18 protein-coding genes are annotated in these 18,966 nt (G+C 30.4%); 14 read left to right on the top strand and 4 right to left on the bottom strand.

The genetic code is table 11. The annotated features are described in order from the left end of the window. Positions 1-20: 20 nt before the first annotated feature. Complete coding sequence (locus GQR92_RS17200) at positions 21-914, bottom strand: IS1595 family transposase (protein ID WP_158838075.1); 894 nt, start codon at positions 912-914, stop codon at positions 21-23. Positions 915-1,084: 170 nt separating this feature from the next. Here GQR92_RS17200 and GQR92_RS17195 point away from each other — a divergent pair, with 170 nt between their 5' ends. The 11 genes from GQR92_RS17195 to GQR92_RS17145 all read left to right on the top strand — a co-directional run bounded on the left by GQR92_RS17195 (position 1,085) and on the right by GQR92_RS17145 (position 9,162). Further along, entirely contained in the window at positions 1,085-1,375 is a 291-nt protein-coding gene (locus GQR92_RS17195) for a 4a-hydroxytetrahydrobiopterin dehydratase (RefSeq protein ID WP_158841671.1), read from the top strand. 16 nt (positions 1,376-1,391) lie between these two features. Continuing rightward, the gene (locus tag GQR92_RS17190) at positions 1,392-1,865 is read left to right on the top strand and encodes a DUF6452 family protein (RefSeq protein ID WP_233269904.1); all 474 of its coding nucleotides are present in this window, start codon (positions 1,392-1,394) and stop codon (positions 1,863-1,865) included. Beyond that, positions 1,846-2,553 carry a DUF6048 family protein gene (locus tag GQR92_RS17185; RefSeq protein ID WP_158841667.1) on the top strand — a complete coding sequence of 236 codons (708 nt, stop codon included), beginning with the start codon at positions 1,846-1,848 and terminating at the stop codon, positions 2,551-2,553. The genes GQR92_RS17190 and GQR92_RS17185 overlap by 20 nt, the downstream gene beginning before the upstream one ends. Positions 2,554-2,616: 63 nt before the next feature. Next, a complete protein-coding gene (locus tag GQR92_RS17180) occupies positions 2,617-3,564 on the top strand; it encodes an isopenicillin N synthase family dioxygenase (RefSeq protein ID WP_158841665.1) in 948 nt (315 codons plus the stop codon). 223 nt (positions 3,565-3,787) lie between these two features. Beyond that, entirely contained in the window at positions 3,788-4,111 is a 324-nt protein-coding gene (locus GQR92_RS17175; protein WP_158841663.1) for a translation initiation factor, read from the top strand. A gap of 54 nt (positions 4,112-4,165) precedes the next feature. After that, the gene (locus GQR92_RS17170; RefSeq protein WP_158841661.1) at positions 4,166-5,110 is read left to right on the top strand and encodes a DUF1835 domain-containing protein; all 945 of its coding nucleotides are present in this window, start codon (positions 4,166-4,168) and stop codon (positions 5,108-5,110) included. Then, positions 5,111-5,980: a nucleoside phosphorylase gene (locus tag GQR92_RS17165; RefSeq protein WP_158841659.1), complete on the top strand. Its 870-nt coding sequence runs from the start codon at positions 5,111-5,113 to the stop codon at positions 5,978-5,980. Then, positions 5,981-6,841: a substrate-binding domain-containing protein gene (locus GQR92_RS17160; RefSeq protein ID WP_158841657.1), complete on the top strand. Its 861-nt coding sequence runs from the start codon at positions 5,981-5,983 to the stop codon at positions 6,839-6,841. An 18-nt stretch (positions 6,842-6,859) separates the two neighbouring features. Continuing rightward, positions 6,860-7,000 (top strand): hypothetical protein, encoded by a 141-nt coding sequence (locus GQR92_RS17155; protein ID WP_158841655.1) that lies wholly within the window; start codon positions 6,860-6,862, stop codon positions 6,998-7,000. A gap of 264 nt (positions 7,001-7,264) precedes the next feature. After that, positions 7,265-8,143 carry a UDP-2,3-diacylglucosamine diphosphatase gene (locus tag GQR92_RS17150; protein WP_158841653.1) on the top strand — a complete coding sequence of 293 codons (879 nt, stop codon included), beginning with the start codon at positions 7,265-7,267 and terminating at the stop codon, positions 8,141-8,143. A gap of 5 nt (positions 8,144-8,148) precedes the next feature. Further along, positions 8,149-9,162 carry a glycosyltransferase family protein gene (locus GQR92_RS17145; protein ID WP_158841651.1) on the top strand — a complete coding sequence of 338 codons (1,014 nt, stop codon included), beginning with the start codon at positions 8,149-8,151 and terminating at the stop codon, positions 9,160-9,162. On the opposite strand, the gene GQR92_RS17140 is transcribed toward GQR92_RS17145, so the two are convergent. Next, positions 9,146-9,808 (bottom strand): uracil-DNA glycosylase, encoded by a 663-nt coding sequence (locus GQR92_RS17140; RefSeq protein ID WP_158841649.1) that lies wholly within the window; start codon positions 9,806-9,808, stop codon positions 9,146-9,148. The two genes, GQR92_RS17145 and GQR92_RS17140, sit on opposite strands and share 17 nt — an antisense overlap. 210 nt (positions 9,809-10,018) lie before the next feature. On the opposite strand from GQR92_RS17140, the gene GQR92_RS17135 reads away from it, so the two are divergent. From GQR92_RS17135 to GQR92_RS17125, 3 genes are all read left to right on the top strand, one after another. Continuing rightward, a complete protein-coding gene (locus GQR92_RS17135; protein ID WP_158841647.1) occupies positions 10,019-13,438 on the top strand; it encodes a DUF7619 domain-containing protein in 3,420 nt (1,139 codons plus the stop codon). Between the two features lie 253 nt (positions 13,439-13,691). Further along, complete coding sequence (locus tag GQR92_RS17130) at positions 13,692-13,832, top strand: LytTR family transcriptional regulator DNA-binding domain-containing protein (RefSeq protein WP_158842237.1); 141 nt, start codon at positions 13,692-13,694, stop codon at positions 13,830-13,832. A gap of 12 nt (positions 13,833-13,844) precedes the next feature. Next, positions 13,845-16,058 (top strand): endonuclease MutS2, encoded by a 2,214-nt coding sequence (locus GQR92_RS17125; protein ID WP_158841644.1) that lies wholly within the window; start codon positions 13,845-13,847, stop codon positions 16,056-16,058. A gap of 148 nt (positions 16,059-16,206) precedes the next feature. On the opposite strand, the gene leuB is transcribed toward GQR92_RS17125, so the two are convergent. Further along, entirely contained in the window at positions 16,207-17,262 is a 1,056-nt protein-coding gene (leuB, locus tag GQR92_RS17120; RefSeq protein ID WP_158841642.1) for a 3-isopropylmalate dehydrogenase, read from the bottom strand. Positions 17,263-17,363: 101 nt separating this feature from the next. Further along, positions 17,364-18,884: an alpha-isopropylmalate synthase regulatory domain-containing protein gene (locus tag GQR92_RS17115; RefSeq protein ID WP_158841640.1), complete on the bottom strand. Its 1,521-nt coding sequence runs from the start codon at positions 18,882-18,884 to the stop codon at positions 17,364-17,366. Between the last annotated feature and the right edge of the window lie 82 nt (positions 18,885-18,966).

The raw sequence follows: 18,966 nt of genomic DNA, 5'->3' as shown, positions 1-18,966 counted from the left end.
TATTTTATAGAGGTCAGTAGTTAGTTACATATAATTTTGTGATGTTCTACTTTCTCCTTTTCAACCATTTTAGTTATTAAGTTATTGAATATTGTTGCTTTACTTTGTGATCGATTAATTCTAAAACAAAATTCATTAAAATATCTATTTAGATTAAAGTCACTAACCCAAGAATACGTTGTTCTTATCCAAGATTTCACTTGATGAATCATTGTATGAAGTGCTTTAAAATTCATACCACCATTACTTTCTATTTGAGTAATATTATAAACTTTAGCAATAGGCCTGTAACCTCTCCATTTGTCGGTTATCACTTTAGCTTTTCGACTGATATGATTCACAAAAATATATTGCAAAGAACTAGCTGAAAAATCTTCGATTCTCATGGCATACATTCTTTTAACTTTTCCATCTTGAGTTAGTTCAACAGCAGTTATAGCTTTCTTTTTCTTAGCATTATAACTTCTTCCTACTTTGTCTTTTTCTCGTCCACCCAAAACAAATTCATCTACATGAACAATACCAGTCATAGGACTATTTCCACTACTTTCCATTGCTTCTCTAATTTTGAGCATAAATAAACGGGCTGTCTTTTCTGTTACGCTAAAACGAACTGCAACATAACTAGCAGAAAGGCTTTTAGTACTTGTACTCATTTCAAAAACAATAAAAAAAGCTTTTCTAACACCAAACTTTACCTTGTGAAAAAGTGTGTTTGAGGTAGATGATTCTTGATGAGAACAAATATTACATGTACGTGAAAAATCTTTTCTTATTTGAGCCTTGTTATGACCACATTTAACACATTGAAATCCATCTTTCCATTTAATATCTGCCAAGTATTTCTTGCAATCTTCATCCGTTTTAAACCGATCAGCAAACTCTAGAAGATTTTGTCCTTTAAATATATTCATAATAATACTCTATTTATTGACTTTAAAGATATGAATTTAAATACTGACCTCTAATATTTTATATTTCAAAAAGTAAAATTTGCCTTACAAATGTTAAATCGAATCATAATTTCTAAAAATTTAGGCTTTATCTCTGAAAATGAAACTATTTTAGCACTTAAAACTCCGATATGAAAAAACTTACAGATTTCGAAATTAATAGAAAATTAGAAAAACTACAAGATTGGGATTATTATGATGATGCACTGCATACCGATTTTGAATTTGATAACTTTAAAGATTGTATGTCTGCAATGAATAGAATTGCATTTGAATGTGAGGCTTTAAAACATCATCCGGAATGGACAAACAATTACAATACTTTAGATATTAAATTAACTACGCATGATGCTGAAGGTGTAACCAAATTAGATTTTAAATTGGCAAAAGCCATCAATAAAATAGTAGAAGTTGAAGAGTAACATGAAAAAAATATTTTTGATTCTAAGTTTCGTTATACTAGTAATTACATCTTGCGAAAAAGATGACTTTTGCTTAAAAAACCCTGTAACACCTAATTTAGTGTTGCGTTTTTATAATGATACAAGTAGAGAAACTTTAAAAAACGCTAGACTTTTATCTGTTTGGGCAGAAGGAAAAGATACCATAGCAGATTATACAAGTGTAAGTACAGACAGTATTGCTATCCCTTTAAATTCATTAGCATCAGAAACTATTTATCATTTAAAAATAAATAATGAAGATGGTGCAGAAGCAGACAATCAATACACCACTTTTACTATTAAATATACACCAGAAGAAAAATACGTTTCTAGATCTTGTGGGTATCAAGTTCTCTTTAACGATGTTTCTTTCGCTTCAGATAACACCAACTGGATTAAAGATTTTACACCAGAAACATTAACCACCATAGACAATCAAAATACAGCACATGTACAAATATTTCATTAACATCTGTTTCCTTTTTGTTTTTGTTAGTGGGTTTTCTCAAAAACAAAAAAAAGATACACTTATAAACGCAAAAACAGACTCTATTGTATACAAAACCAACTACGGTTTAAGATTAGGTATAGATGTTAGTAAACCTATCTTAGCACAATTTAATAGCACTTACAGTGGTTTAGAAATTGTTGGAGATTATAGAATTAAGAAAAATTTATATATTGCTGCAGAGGTAGGTTATGAAGAAGAAACAACAGCAGAAGATTATACAAACTCTACCGCTAAAGGAAACTATATAAAACTTGGTTTTAACTACAATGCTTACAAGAATTGGCTAGACATGAATAATGAACTTTTTTTAGGTGCTCGTTATGGCTTTAGTCTTTTCGATCAAACTTTAAATAGTTACACGCCAAACGTAAACACTCAATATTTTCCGGCAAACCAAATTACTACACCAATTACAACCACTGGTTTAAATGCACATTGGACAGAGTTTGTTATTGGCTTAAAAGTAGAGACTTTTAAAAATTTCTTTCTGTCTTTTAGTGGTTCTTACAAGGTTTTAATGAGTGTAAAAGAGCCAGAAAACTTTAAAACATTGTATTCTCCAGGGTTTAATAGAATTTTTGAAACCGGAACCGGTTTTGGGTTTAACTACACCCTAACCTACCTAATTCCATTTAAAAAGAAATAAGAATTCCGTTTTATTGAATTTTTAGTAACTTTATCATCCCATTTTTTTTTAAAACAAAACAGTATGAATAAAATACCAAGTGTAAATTTAGCTGACTTTTTATCTTCGGATAAAAACAAAAAACAACAATTTATTGATGAAATTGGTCATGCTTACGAAAACATAGGTTTTGTAGCTTTAAAAGGTCATTTTTTAGATGATAAATTAGTAGAAAGCTTATACACAGAAATAAAAAACTTTTTTGATTTACCTGTAGAAACAAAAGAAAAATACGAAATTCCAGGAATTGGAGGACAACGTGGTTACGTTTCTTTTGGTAAAGAATCTGCAAAAGGTAAAAAAGAAGGAGACTTAAAAGAATTTTGGCATTTTGGTCAGTATGTAGATGCCGACTCTAAATATGCAAGTGAATATCCAGAAAATGTTTCTGTAAACGAATTAGCAGAATTTAATAAAGTTGGTAAAGAAACCTACCAAATGTTAGAAAAAACGGCCAAATATGTATTGCGTTCTTTAGCATTACATTTGGGTTTAGAAGAAACCTATTTTGATAATTATATTAAAAACGGAAATAGTATTCTACGTCCAATTCATTATCCGCCAATACAAACAGAACCTAAAGGAGCAGAAAGAGCTGCGGCCCATGGAGACATTAATTTAATTACTTTATTAATGGGTGCGCAAGGAAAAGGATTGCAAGTGCAAAACCATAATGGAGATTGGATTGATGCCATGGCAGAACCAGACGAAATTATGATAAATGTTGGAGATATGTTATCGCGCCACAGTAACAACAAATTAAAATCTACCATTCACAGAGTAGTAAATCCACCAAAAGAAATGTGGGGAACATCACGCTATTCAATTCCGTTTTTTATGCACCCAGTTTCTGATATGAAATTAGATGTTTTAGAAAATTGTATCGATGAAGAACACCCAAAACAATTTGATGATATTACTGCAGGTGAATTTTTAGACGAAAGATTAAGAGAATTAGGCCTTAAAAAATAAATAAGCAATCTTCAGTTGCAGTTTACAGTACTTAATTAACTGAAAACTACAACTGTAAACTGTCTTTTTTAGAAGCTATTTCCAGCTTTCCATTATATCTTTTTGTAGAAAAAACAAAAAGGATGCCATTTCAATCTGGGCTAAACTTGTTTGCCAACAAATAGAATCATAAATAATTAAATTTTTCTTTTATCTTCTCACTTAATACTGAACACTAAAAAAAATGGATTTTAAAGATCAACTAAAAAACCTTTTTCCTGAGCACAAAGAAACTGCTGAACCTATTAAAGAAAAATCTAATATTTGGTTACAAGAAGATCCAATTATTTGTAAATACGAAAAGCGAAAAGGAAAACCCATCACTATTTTAGAAGGCTACACAGGCGCAACATCAGATTTTAAAATGCTAGCCAAAGAAATTAAAACAAAATTATCTGTTGGCGGTAGTTTTAAAGATGATAAAATTATTATTCAGGGCGACTTTAGAGACCGAATAATGACCATGCTAAAAGACAAAGGTTTTAAGGTAAAACGTGTTGGTGGTTAAGTATTTATAAACACCAAACAATAATTAATTATAAAAAACGTTCTATTTTTAATTATGACATCTGCTATACTACATATTACCAATGGAGATAGTACTACCAACTATCTAAAAAGCCTTCAATTTACTGGAGATTTTATCACATGGAGAGAAATGTTATGTGAAGGAAAAACTACTACCGATGTAGGAAGTGAAACCTTTTGGAAAAATAGATTTGACTTCTTAAAATCGTCCTATAAAGTAAGCAAACAAAAATTTATTAATTACACATTAAAAGAATACAGAAGTCTTTGTAATAAAAAAGAAACCAAAGAAATTGTTTTATGGTTTGATCATGATTTGTTTTGCCAAATTAATATGATTGGCGTTATTAGCTGGTTAAAAACCTATAGAAAAGGGTATCATATTTCGTTAGTTACAAACGGTCAAATAAAAGGAAGTAAGAAACTAAAAAATTTGTCTGAACTTACAGAAAATCAAATTCAGCAACATTTTAAAAACAGAATCGATTTAACAGAAGACGATATTGAATATGCAGATTACATTTGGCAGTTGTATTGTTCAGAGAGTCCGTTAAGATTAGAAACCGTTTACAAATACAACCCAATGTCTCCTTTTACGCATTTAGCAGATGCTTTATCGGCACATTTACAAAGATTTCCTTCCATTAAAAATGGCTTGAATCATTTAGAAAACACAATTCTAGAAACTGCAAATACACATAAATTCTCATCAAAGAATCAACTAGTAAATCAATTACTAAAAACACAAACTACGTATGGGTTTGGAGATTTACAGTACGAACATCACATAGAGCAACTTCATAAATTATTTACCTCTTTTAACCCCGTAAAATTATCACGAAAAGGGAAAAAAGTACTAGAAAACCAATTAAATTTTTATGGTGAACTTCGTGATGAAAATTTGTATCTTGGTGGAGCAAAAAAATATAGTTTTCTATTCAATAATGAATCCGAAAAACTATTACAAATTACATCTTAAATGTCTATAAAACAATCTGAACTTATCTTAAATCCCGATGGCAGTGTTTATCATCTAAATTTAAGACCAGAACATATTGCCAACACCCTTATTTTTGTTGGCGATCAAGATAGAGTCGATAAAATCTCTAAACATTTTGATTCTATTGAGTTTACAACTCAAAAAAGAGAATTTAAAACCACAACAGGTACCTATAAAAACAAGCGTCTTTCTGTTATATCAACAGGTATTGGACCAGATAATATAGATATCGTTCTAAACGAATTAGACGCACTTGTTAATATCGATTTACAAACAAGAAAACCAAAAGAAGTTTTAACTACTTTAAACATTATTAGAATTGGTACTTCCGGTTCTTTGCAAGAAGATATTCCGGTAGATTCTTATGTTATTAGTTCTCATGGGTTAGATTTAAACGGTTTGTTACAATCTTATCAAGTAGATGCAATTGCCAGTCCAGCAATAGAAGATGCATTTGTAAAACACACCAATTGGAGTGCTAAAAAATCTTATCCTATTGTAATAGAAAATAGTAAACTGTTAGAAAACAGATTTGCATCTGATAAAACATTTTTAGGAATTACAGCTACTGCAGGTGGTTTTTACGGACCCCAAGGAAGAGTTTTACGTTTGGCATTGCAAGACGATGGTTTAAACCATAAAATTGATAGTTTTAGTTTTAACGAACATAGAATTACCAATTTAGAAATGGAAACTTCTGCCATATATGGTTTGTCTAAATTATTAGGTCACGAAGCTTGTTCTATAAACGCAATTATTGCCAATAGAGCAAACGGAACCTTTAGCGAAAACCCAGGTAAAGTTGTTGCCGATTTAATAGAATATGCATTAGAAAAATTAGTTGAATAAATGACTAGCTTAAAAGTTGGTGGCGTACCAGAACACTTTAATTATCCTTGGTACACCTCCTTAAAAAATAAAGAATACAGCAAACAAAACATCAACCTTCGTTGGCAAGATTATCCTGGAGGAACAGGCGCCATGTGTAAAGCATTAAGAAACGGAGAGGTAGATATTGCTATTGTTTTAACAGAAGGCATTATTAAAGATATTGCCAACGGAAATCCTTCTAAAATTGTACAAACATTTGTAAAAACACCATTAATTTGGGGTATTCATGTAGGTGCAAAATCATCCTTTAAAACCATTAAAGATTTAGAACACGCAACCATTGCTATTAGTCGCTTTGGTTCTGGCTCTCATTTAATGGCTATTGTAAATGCACACAACCAAGGTTGGGATATTGCTAAACTAAAATTTAAAGTAATTGGTACTTTACAAGGCGGCATTGATGCTTTAACAAACGGAGAAGCAGATTATTTTATGTGGGAACATTTTACTACAAAACCTTTGGTAGACAATGGTACTTTTAGAAGAATTGACGACTGCCCTACTCCTTGGCCTTGTTTTGTAATTGCAGTTAGAAATGAAGTTTTAGAAAATAATTTTAACGAAGTAAAAAAAGTTTTAGACATTATAAACGCTGAAACAAAAGACTTTAAAGAGGTTAAAAATATTGATAAAACGCTGTCTAATAGATATGAACAACAAATAGAAGACATTCAGCAATGGTTAAAAATTACAGAATGGAACGATGGAGAACCTATTACAAAAAACTTAATTACTAGCATCCAAAATAAAATGATACAGTTTAACGTTATTGAAGAGAAGAAAAACTCGAGCAGTTTCATAAAAAATATGTACATTTAACACGAAAATCCATTACCCATGAAAAAAGTAGTATTTATTGCAGTTTGTATTTTAGGAAGCATTTGTTTTTCTTCTTGTAGAAGCACTTCTAAACATTGTGGTTTAGCAGACAATACAACAACAATTCAAACAACATTAAAGCAGGCAGATTTAACATAAATCCGTTTGTTTCTTAATTTCAAATTCAATGAATCCGCTTTTACAGCGGATTTCTCTATGATATAATAAACGCTCTCTGTTAAGGTTTAACTAACATTAAGTATACTTTTTAATAAAGTTTACCTTACTTTTTTTTCATTTTCATTTTACATTTACAACACATACCTTTTTTATGTTTGAAAGAACGTAGAACTAAGATAATTCTTTATAAAGTTATTTCTAAACTTTTTAACAGTAATTCTTTTTCTCATCTAATTTTCAAAAATGAAAAAGCAAAAAAAGCGCAAGTTAGATTATGTTGTAATTTCTGATGTACATTTAGGCACTTATGGTTGTAGAGCTAAAGAATTACTAAATTATTTAAAAACAATTCAGCCAAAAGTTTTAATTCTAAATGGAGACATTATAGACATCTGGCAATTTAACAAACGCTATTTCCCAAAGTCTCACATGAATGTGATAAAACACATTACCTCTCTTTTATCTAAAGGAACTGAGATTTATTATATCACTGGAAATCATGATGAAATGCTGCGAAAATTTAAAGGTTTCAGACTCGGTAACTTTAAAATTCTAAACAAACTAGTTTTAACTATTGATGATAAAAAAGCATGGATATTTCATGGAGATGTTTTTGATGTTACCATGCAACATTCTAAATGGCTAGCTAAATTAGGTGGCCAAGGATACGATATACTTATTGTAATAAACACCTTTATCAATTGGATAAGTAATCTATTAGGCTATGGAAAATTATCGCTTTCTAAAAAAATAAAAAATAGTGTAAAAAGTGCCGTAAAATTTATCAATGATTTTGAAAAAACAGCTTCGGACATTGCTATAGAAAATGAGTACGATTATGTAATCTGCGGACATATTCATCAACCAGAAATTAAAGAAATTGAAAATCAAAAAGGAAAAACTACTTACTTAAACTCTGGAGATTGGATAGAGAATTTAACAGCCTTAGAATACAAAGACAAAAAATGGAGTTTGTACGAATATGCTACTGATGAAATAGCAAAAAACACTGAAAAAAAATTAAGTAAAGAAGAATTGAAGGCCTTAAACAAAGAAGAAAAAAACAATTTTCTTTTTGAAGAGTTGCTAAGAGAATTCGATATTGAAAAACCCCTAAAATAATATTTATGCGAATACTATATGCTATTCAAGGAACTGGAAATGGTCATTTAACCAGAGCAAAAGAAATTATACCAATACTACAACAAAAAGGAGAATTAGATATTTTAGTTAGTGGAAATGAAAATAACTTAGAATTAGGCTTCGAAGTAAAATACAAACTAAAAGGTTTAAATTTTACATTTGGCAAAAAAGGAGGTATCGATTATTGGACTAGTTTTAAAAAGATGAATCTAGCTCGTTTTTATAAAGAAATAAAAAACGTACCAGTTAAAGAGTACGATTTAGTAATTAACGATTTTGAACCTGTTTCTGCTTGGGCTGCAAAAATAAATAATGTAAATATTGTTTCTTTAAGTCATCAAAACGCAGTTTTAGATACTGCGTCTCCTAAATATGGTAAATATAAGTTTGAAAAATATATTTTAAAATACTACGCTCCCTCTAATACAAGGTTTGGTTTTCATTTTAATAATTATAGTTCTGCTATTTTTCCGCCAATCATCAGAAAGAAAATTAGAAATAAAAAGACAAGTAATAAAGGTCATATTACGGTTTACTTACCATCTTATAATATTGATAAAATTGTAAAAGTTTTATCTAAAATACCCATTATAAAATGGCATATATTCTCTAAAGAAGCTAAAAGTTTAATATTTAAAAAGAACATTACCGTTTACCCAATTAATGAATTTGACTTTATAGAAAGTATGGCTTCTTCTGCAGGAGTTCTTTGTGGAGCGGGGTTTGAAACACCGTCTGAAGCCTTATTTCTAAAGAAAAAATTAATGGTTATTCCTATGAGAAATCAATATGAACAACAGTGTAATGCCATGGCCTTAAAAGAAATGGGCGTTACCGTAACAAAAAAATTAAATAGAAAACGAATTCTTAAAATTGCAAAATGGATTGAGAGTGATACTGTAATTGCTGTAAATTACCCAGACACTACAGAAGAAATTTTAGAGGCCATTCTATTACCTTATGAAAACCAAATGATTTTACCTACCATTCTATCTTAGCCTTTTGTTTGCTTTTTAAGACTTCATTTGTTTTAGAAAAATGTTTACTGCCAAACCAACCTCTCCAAGCACCTAATGGAGATGGATGAGGAGCTGTAAACACGGTATGCTTTTTTGTTTTTATTAATTTTGTTTTACTTTCTGCAAATTTTCCCCAAAGTAAAAAAACTACGTTTTCTTTTTCTTCAGAAATTGATTTAATAACTGCATCTGTAAAAGTTTCCCAACCTTTTTTCTGATGACTACCGGCTTCATGGGCTCTTACGGTTAAAGTTGCATTTAATAGCAATACACCTTGTTTAGCCCATTTTTCTAAATTACCACTTTGTGGAATCTCTTGGTTTAAATCTGTTGCAATTTCTTTAAATATATTTTTTAAAGAAGGTGGATGTTTTATATCGTCTTTTACAGAAAAACACAAACCATTTGCTTGCCCATCATCATGATATGGGTCTTGCCCAATAATAACCACTTTTACATCATCAAAAGAACAAAAATTAAAGGCTGCAAAAATATCCTCCTTTTTAGGAAAACATTGATATTCTTTATATTCTGATGTTACAAAAGCGCTTAATTCTTTAAAATAAGTTTTATCAAATTCTTTTTGTAAGATTTTTGTCCAAGATTTAGAAAGGCTTTGTTCCATTTTTACTTCTGTTTAATAATTTATTCAAAGATATTCATTTAATCAAAAGTATCTTTCCTATAATGAAACCTATGTTTACTCTAATCGGGTATTAAAAACTACTTAAATCCACATACATTTATATAAAATTTAACTATTAAAAAAACAGTGTTTTACCTCTACTTTCATCAAGATGGTAAAGCTAACTTTGAAAAAATTAAAAACCCAAATATGAAACTAAAACTACTTTCCATTGCACTTTTCTTTATCTCTAGTACCATTTTCTGCCAAATTGTAAACATTCCTGATAATGAATTTAAAAATGTACTTTTAAATTACTCACCAATTATAGATACAAATAATGATCACCAAATACAAGTAACAGAAGCAGCTGCAGTAACGAGTTTAAATATTTCTTACCATCAGAGTATGGAGGACCCTGGAGGTTTTTGTCCAGACCCAAATGACCCTGCTTGCCTAGGTGGTGGTGGCGGTATTATTATTGAAGGTATTTCTGATTTAACTGGTATTGAAGCTTTTATTAATTTAACTTCTTTAAATTGTAGTTTTAACGATTTAACTAGTTTAGACGTTTCTGCTTTAACCCAATTAACTTTTTTAGATTGCTCTAATAATATTAACTATAATAATTTTTCTGGTAACTTTATAGGTATATCTAATTTAACCCTGCCAAATACAAGTACGTTAAATACGTTAAACGTAAATAATAATAACTTAGCTAGTTTAGATTTAACCAATCAAACCTCTTTAACAACATTAACAGCCAATCAAAATGTGCTATCTAGTTTAGATTTATCTAACCAGACCTCATTAACATCAGCAATTGTAAATAACAATTCATTAACCAGTTTAATTTTAACCAACACCCCCTTATTACAAAATTTAAACTGTGAACGCAACCAATTACCAGCCTTAGATATTTCTACTTCGGTTGCATTAACTACTTTAAAATGTCCTTACAATCAAATTACTGGTATAGACGCAACTAATAACACTGCTTTAATTACTTTAAATAGTCATCATAATCTTATAAATAGCCTTACGCTACCAACCACTAGCACTTTAACACATATTTATTCTTCGGTTAATCAGATTACAACCTTAGATGCTTCTATGGCAACAGGGTTAATAGAAGTTAGTGTTTATGGAAATTCTTTAACTAGTTTAACTTTGCCTACAACAAATACTTTAAACAAGCTTTTATGTTATCAAAATAACTTAACAACTTTAGATACTTCGGTTACTTCTGGTTTGGTTACTTTAAATGCATCTAGCAATTCTTTAACTAGTTTAACTTTACCAACCACAGCATCTTTACAAACCTTAGTTTGTAATTTAAATAGTTTACCTAATTTAAACTTAGGTTCCTCTATAAATTTAACTTCTTTAAACTGTAGCAATAACAACTTAAATATACTTGATGTTTCTGCAAATATAAGTTTAACAGCCTTGTCTTGTGCTAACAATAACCTTACCTCTTTAAATACACTAACTAATACTGCTTTAACTAATTTAGACTGTTCATATAACCAGATTACTAGTTTAGATACCACAACTACAAATACGCTAACTAGTTTTATATGTTCTTCTAACTTACTTACAGAATTAGATTTATATAATTTTTCTAGTTTAAATAAAATTTACTGTAATAATAATTTACTAACCTCTTTAAATCTAAAAAACGGAAATTCTAATTCTTTAGCTTACAATACTTTTAGCGCTAAAAATAATGCCAATTTAAATGCTATTTGTGTTGATGATGCTTTGGTTGCTGCCGGAAGTTTAGGTAACGGTATCGATACTCACATGAACTTTACAGAATACTGTTCTTTTGTGGCTGTAAGTTCGAATACAATAACAGGTACAGTATCTTTTGATTTTAATAATGATGGTTGTGATGCTGCAGATACTAAATCTGTAAATACAAGAATTAACGCTACAAGTACAAATGTTAGTGCTTCTTCTTTTAGTGCTGCAGATGGTACGTATACCATTTATATAAATGATACAAATGTAGACACTGCGTTAATACCAAATTTTCCATCATTTTTTACAGCAACACCAACTACACAAACTACTAATTTTACGGGTTCTGGTAACACAGAAGTTATCGATTTTTGTATTACTGCAAATGCACAAGTAGACGATGTAGAAGTGTATTCTTTTACAACATCTGAATCTAGACCTGGTTTTGATACGCACTTAAGAATCTTTTACAAAAACAATGGTTCTACAATTATTCCATCCGGAACGGTTACTTTAAACTTTAATGAAAACCAAGAAGTATTTAATAACGCAAGTGTAAATCCAGATACACAAACAAGCAATTCTTTAAGTTGGAATTATACCAACTTACAACCTTTTGAAGAAAATTTTATAGATGTATACTTTACTATTAACACACCTATTGATGCTACAAACCCAGTAAATGGAGGAGATACAATTAGCTATACCTCAACAATTACACCTTTAACAGGTGATGCAACTCCAACAGATAACACACATGTTTTTTCTGATATTATTGTAAATGCTTATGACCCAAATGATGTAGTTTGTTTTGAAGGTGATAAAATTAGTACTGCACAAGTACCTAACGATTTAACGTATAGAGTCCGTTTTCAAAATACAGGTACAGCATCTGCTATTAATATTGTGGTAAAGGAAATTATTGATACCGATTTAGACATGGCTACTTTTACTCCTATTTCGGCAAGCCATTCTTACAGAACTGCTATTTCTAATACAAATAAAGTAGAATTTATTTTCGAAAACATACATTTAGCAGACAGTACTAGTAACGAGCCTGCTAGTCATGGTTGGCTTTTTTATAAAATAAAACCAAAAAGTACCGCTGTAATTGGTGATGCTTTTGATACAACTGCAAATATTTATTTCGATTATAATGCGCCTGTAATTACAAATACTTATAATACTGCAGTTTCTACAGAAACTACAATTCCTGATAATAATTTTGAAATGGCTTTAATAAATGCTGGTTTAGATACTGGAACACCAGATAACAAAGTATTTACAGACAACGTAAATACCATTACTAATTTAGATGTTTCTAATAAAAACATAACCGATTTAACAGGTATCAATGCTTTTACAGCCTTAACAACTTTAAATGTTAGCAATAATCTATTAACTACTTTAGACTTAAGTACGCATAGTTTATTAACTTCTTTAGATGCACAGTCTAACGGATTAACTTCATTAAATGTTAAAAATGGAAACAACACAAATTTTACTCTTTTTAATACTATAAATAATTCTAACTTAACTTGTATTGAGGTAGATGACGCTGCGTACTCAACTTTAAACTGGACTAACATTGATACTACCTCTAACTTTGTAAACAACCAGGCTGAATGTACTTCTTTAAGCACAGATCAATATAATTCATTAGAATTTTCTTTATTCCCAAACCCAACAAATGGTAAAATAAATATTAATTCTTTAGAAAAAGCTACCTTAATTATTTATGACATCACCGGAAAAGAAATTAAAAATAGAGAGATAATACTTGGTAAAAATGAAATTACCAATTTAAACTTAGCCAAAGGTATTTACTTATTTAAATTGGTTAGTAAAGACAAATCATCTACTAAAAAAGTGATTGTAAATTAATCATCAATTATAATATTCTGAAAAGAAAAAATAGAATTGTAAATCTTAAAACTCCATATCCTTAAAAAACGATATGGAGTTTTTTCCTTTTCGTAGCAATATAGACATGCAACTCTTTAAAAGGTTTACAAATAAATCTATATAAAATAATGCAATTTATAATTACAAATAAAGATTTAAGAAAATAAAATAAATATTAAACATCCCCAAAACAAACTGACTACAAGCATCTAAAATAAATATATGAAATTTTATATGTCATAAATCTCACATTTTAAACCTAGAAAAAGTACGTCATTTTGAGAACGAAGGATACCTAATTTTAGAGAATAAAAAAAGAGGGCCAGTTTCTAAAACCAAACGAAAAGAATTTATAGATTTGTGTTCGAAATAAAAACGATTTTTTTTGAATAAAAACATATCATCCAAGACATTACAAGACTTAGAGTTTTCTACCGTTTTACAACACGTTGCTGCGTATTGTATTTCTGGTTTAGGTAAAGAAAAAGTTACTGAAATTGAACCTATAGCAGATAAAGAAACACTTTTTAAAGAATTGTATTTGGTAAATGAATACGTGTCTTCTTTTGAAAGTGAAAATAGAGTTCCAAACCACAGCTTCGATAATATTACCGAAAACATAAAACGTTTGGCTATAGAAAATAGCTTTGTAGAAACAGATGCTTTTTTAAAAATAGCAACCACTTCTCTTACTGTAAACGAATTGATTAAATTTTTTAAGAAGTTTCAAGTTCAGTTTCCTACATTTTTCGAACTTTCTCAACAAATTGAATTCACTACTTTTATCGATGATGAAATCAAAAAAATAATTGATATTTCTGGGGAAGTAAAAAACAACGCATCAGAAGCATTAAAACAAATAAGAAAGGATATTAATAATGTTCGTGGTAAAATTGGTGCAAGTTTTTCTAGTGCTTTATCCAAAGCTATTTCTGCAGGATATTTAGATGATATTAAAGAAACTGTTGTAGACAATCAGCGTGTTTTGGCTGTTTCTGCCATGCATAGAAAAAAAGTAGCTGGTAGTTTATTAGGTTCTTCAAAGTCTGGTAACATCGTTTACATTGCGCCACAAGCAACGCTTGCTTATGCCAGAGAATATCAAAATTTAATATATGATGAAAAGCAAGAAATTGTAAAAATTTTACGCACATTATCTGCAACTATTCGTCCTTATGTATATTTATTAGAAGAATATATTTCGTTTTTAATACATATTGATGTGGTAGGAGCAAAAGCAAAATATGCAAATGAAATGAATGCTGTTTTGCCAAAAATATCTAATGAAAAAAAGATTTATTTTAAGAATGCATTTCATCCCATTTTATGGAGAAAAAATAAACAACAAGATTTACATACGGTTTCTCAGAGCATTGAGTTAAATGAAAAGCAACAGATTATTGTTATTTCTGGTCCCAATGCTGGTGGAAAAAGTATTACCTTAAAAACAATTGGTTTACTGCAGGTTATGTTACAAAGTGGAATTTTAATTCCGGTTGACGAACGCAGTCAAACCTATATTTTTGATACTATTTTAACAGATATTGGAGATAATCAATCTATAGAAAACCAATTAAGTACGTATAGTTATCGCTTAAAAAACATGCGTAACTTTTTGCGCAAATGTGGTAAAAACACCTTGTTTTTAATTGATGAATTTGGTACTGGTTCTGACCCTGAATTAGGTGGAGCTTTGGCCGAAATTTTCTTAGAAGAATTTTATTATAAAAAAGCATTCGGAATTATAACAACCCACTACTCTAACTTAAAAGTTTTAGCAAACGAATTAGAGAATGTTACCAATGCAAATATGCAGTTTGATGAGCGTACTTTAGAGCCTTTGTATCGTTTATTTATTGGGCAAGCAGGTAGTTCTTTTACGTTTGAAGTTGCACAGAAAAACGGAATTCCGTTTAGTATTATCAACAAAGCAAAAAAACGTGTAGAAACCGAAAAAGTACGTTTAGACAGAACCATTTCTAAGCTACAGAAAGAACGAAACAGATTACAAAAAACTTCTGACAATCTAGAAAACCAACATAGTAAAGGTCAAAAACACATCGATAACTTGCAAGAAAAAGAACAACGCATGCAAGATAAATTGTCTGGTTTTCAAGAACTGTATGACCAAAACCAAAAGATGCTTTCTTTAGGTAGAAAAACAAATGAGCTACTTAACAAATACTTTCAGACCAACAATAAAAAGGAATTAAATACTAATTTTAATAAATGGGTTGCAGATTTAAAAGTAAAGCAAGTAATGAAAAATCCTTTACAGCCTAAAACAAAAGCGCAAAAACAAAAAGCCAAAGTTGAAGAAAAACAACAACAAGAAATTATTAAAAAAGTAGAAAAAGAAGTACTACAAAAAGTAATTGAAGTTAGAAAGGAAAAGAAAATTGAAGCTGCCAAAATAGCCAAAGAAAAATCTGAATACATATATCAAATAGATGATAGTGTAAAAGTAATTGGTTCTAATTCTGTAGGTACCATCGATAGAATTGACAAGAAAAAAGTAACCATTAACTATGGCTTTTTCACGACTAAAACAACCACAGATAAACTGGAGTTAGTAAAACGAGCTAAAAAAACAAAATAATAACATTCATTTTAAAACTAAAAAAGGTTCGCAAATTGCGAACCTTTTTTTTATATATTTTTAGTCTCGTTGCATAAAGAAGAATAAATTATTTAAGATTTAAAACCCCAATAAGTTCTCGACTGCGCTCGAACGGACATAGATAATCTTAGATATTTTTTGCTAACCAGTCTCCTACTTCTTTCGTTCCGTAAGCTTTTCCGCCATCGGCTAAATCTTCAGTAACAAACCCTGCATCTAAAGCTTTATTTACAGCTGCTCTAATTGCTTTTCCTTCTTCTTGTAAACCAAAGTTTTCAAACATCATTGCTGCAGATAAAACTGTAGCCATTGGATTTGCAATGTTTAAACCAGTTGCTTGTGGGTAAGAACCGTGTATTGGCTCAAATAAAGCATTTTCAGTTCCTACAGAAGCCGAAGGCATTAATCCCATAGAACCAGAAATTACAGACGCTTCATCTGTTAAAATATCTCCGAATAAGTTTTCTGTAATTAATACATCATAACTATTTGGCCATTGTACCAAACGCATTGCAACTGCATCTACAAATTCGTAAGTAACCTCAACTTCTGGATAATCTTTTTCCATAGCCTGTACCGTTTCTCTCCATAAACGAGAAGTTTCTAAAACGTTGGCTTTATCTACACAACATAATTTTTTAGAACGCGTCATAGCCAATTCAAAACCTTTTACAGCCAATCTTTGTACCTCAGCTCTTGTGTACACACAATTGTCAAAAGCAGTTTCTCCTTCATCTCTTCTACCTTTTTCACCAAAGTAAATACCTCCCGTTAATTCACGTAAAAAAACCAAATCAGTTCCTTCTATTCTTTCTCTTTTTAAAGGAGATTTATCTAACAAAGAAGGAAACGTAAACGTTGGTCTAACATTTGCAAATAAACCTAATTTTTTACGCATTTTTAACAATCCTTGTTCTGGACGAACCGTTGCAGAAGGATCATTATCATATTTTGGATGACCGATTGCACCAAATAAAACAGCATCTGAAGCCACACAAATATCATGTGTTGTATCCGGGTAAGGTTCTCCAACTGCATCAATTGCAGCAGCACCTGTTAAAGCTGGTTTCCAAGTAATTTCGTGGTTAAATTTCTTAGCAATTGCATCAGATACTTTTACAGCTTGGTCAATTACTTCAGGTCCTATTCCGTCTCCTGCTAATAATGCGATATTTAATTTCATTGTTTTATTTTTTGTTTTGTGTCATTGCGAGGTACGAAGCAATCTCTTTGTTAATTAAAAAGATTCCTTCAGTCATACTTCCTTCGGAATGACAGATTGTATTAAATTATATTCAACATTTTCTCTGTGGCTTTAATTGCAGATACTGTTTGATCTGAATCTAACCCACGAGTTATAAATTCTTTTTCTTCTAATCTCCAAGTAATAATGGTTTCACACAAGGCATCAGAATTACTTCCTGGAGGAATTCTAACAGCATAATCGATTAAAGACGGTAAATCTCTTTTACTATGTCTTTTATACAATTTACGCAATGCATTCATAAAGGCATCAAATTGCCCATCTCCTTGTGCGTGCGCCTCATACTGCACCCCTTCTACTCTTAATTGTAAAGTTGTAGATGGTTTCATTCCTTTTGCATGTCCTAAAACATAGTTTTCTACAACAACACGTTTTTCTATTGTATCACTGTCTAAAACATCAGAAATTATATAAGGTAAATCTTCTTGAGAAACAACTTCTTTCTTGTCTCCTAATTCAATAATTCTTTGAGTAACTTTCTTAAGCTCTTCATCATTTAAACTAATCCCTAAATCTTGTAAGTTTTTCTGAATATTAGCTTTACCAGAAGTTTTACCTAATGCATATTTACGTTTTCTACCAAAACGTTCTGGCATTAAATCATTAAAATAAAGATTGTTTTTATTGTCTCCGTCTGCATGAATTCCTGCTGTTTGTGTAAATACATTTGCACCTACAACGGGTTTATTAACAGGAATACGAAAGCCTGAAAAGGTTTCTACAAGCTTGCTAATTTTATTTAATGCCTTCTCATTAACCGTGATTTTTACATCCTTTAAAAAATCATTAATCACAGCAATAACACTTGCCATTGGTGCATTTCCTGCACGTTCTCCCATTCCATTTATGGTTAAATGCAAACCATTTGCCCCTGCTTTAACAGCCTCCATAACATTGGCAACTCCTAAATCATAATCATTATGACCATGAAAATCAAAATGAGTTGTTGGGTATTTTTCACGAACTTCTGTTATAAATTTAAAAGTTTCATCGTGTGTTAAAATACCTAAAGTATCTGGCAATAAAACACGTTCTACATTTTGAGCTGTTAAAAAATCTAAATATTCGAAAACATACTCTTTAGAGTTACGCATTCCGTTAGACCAATCTTCTAAATACACATTGGTTTTAATACCATGCGAAGCAGCAGACTCAATATTTGCTTTAATATCTGCAAAATGTTGTGCTGGTGTTTTTTTAAGTTGATGTGTTAAGTGATTTAAAGAACCTTTGGTTAATAAATTCTGAACTTTTGCGCCAGCCTCTATCATCCAATCGATAGATCTTCCACCATCAACAAAAGTTAATACTTCTATATTCTCTAAAAAATTATGCTCTGTAGCCCAAGAAGTTATTTTTTTAACTGCTTGTAATTCACCTTCAGAAACTCTGGCAGACGCTATTTCTAAACGATCTACTTTTAATTCTTCGAGCAATAATTTTGCTATTGTTAATTTTTCGGAAACTGAAAACGACACTCCTGATGTTTGTTCGCCATCACGCAGTGTCGTATCCATTATTTCAATCTTTCTCTTGGTCATTTACTTAGAGCATAAATCACTTCAACAAAATCCGACAGACATTCTTATACCAAATTACAAGCAGTAACCTGTATGTTTGTCT

This window comes from Polaribacter sp. L3A8 (genome assembly GCF_009796785.1).
Taxonomy (GTDB): domain Bacteria; phylum Bacteroidota; class Bacteroidia; order Flavobacteriales; family Flavobacteriaceae; genus Polaribacter.
This window is presented reverse-complemented; position numbering and strand designations above follow the sequence as displayed.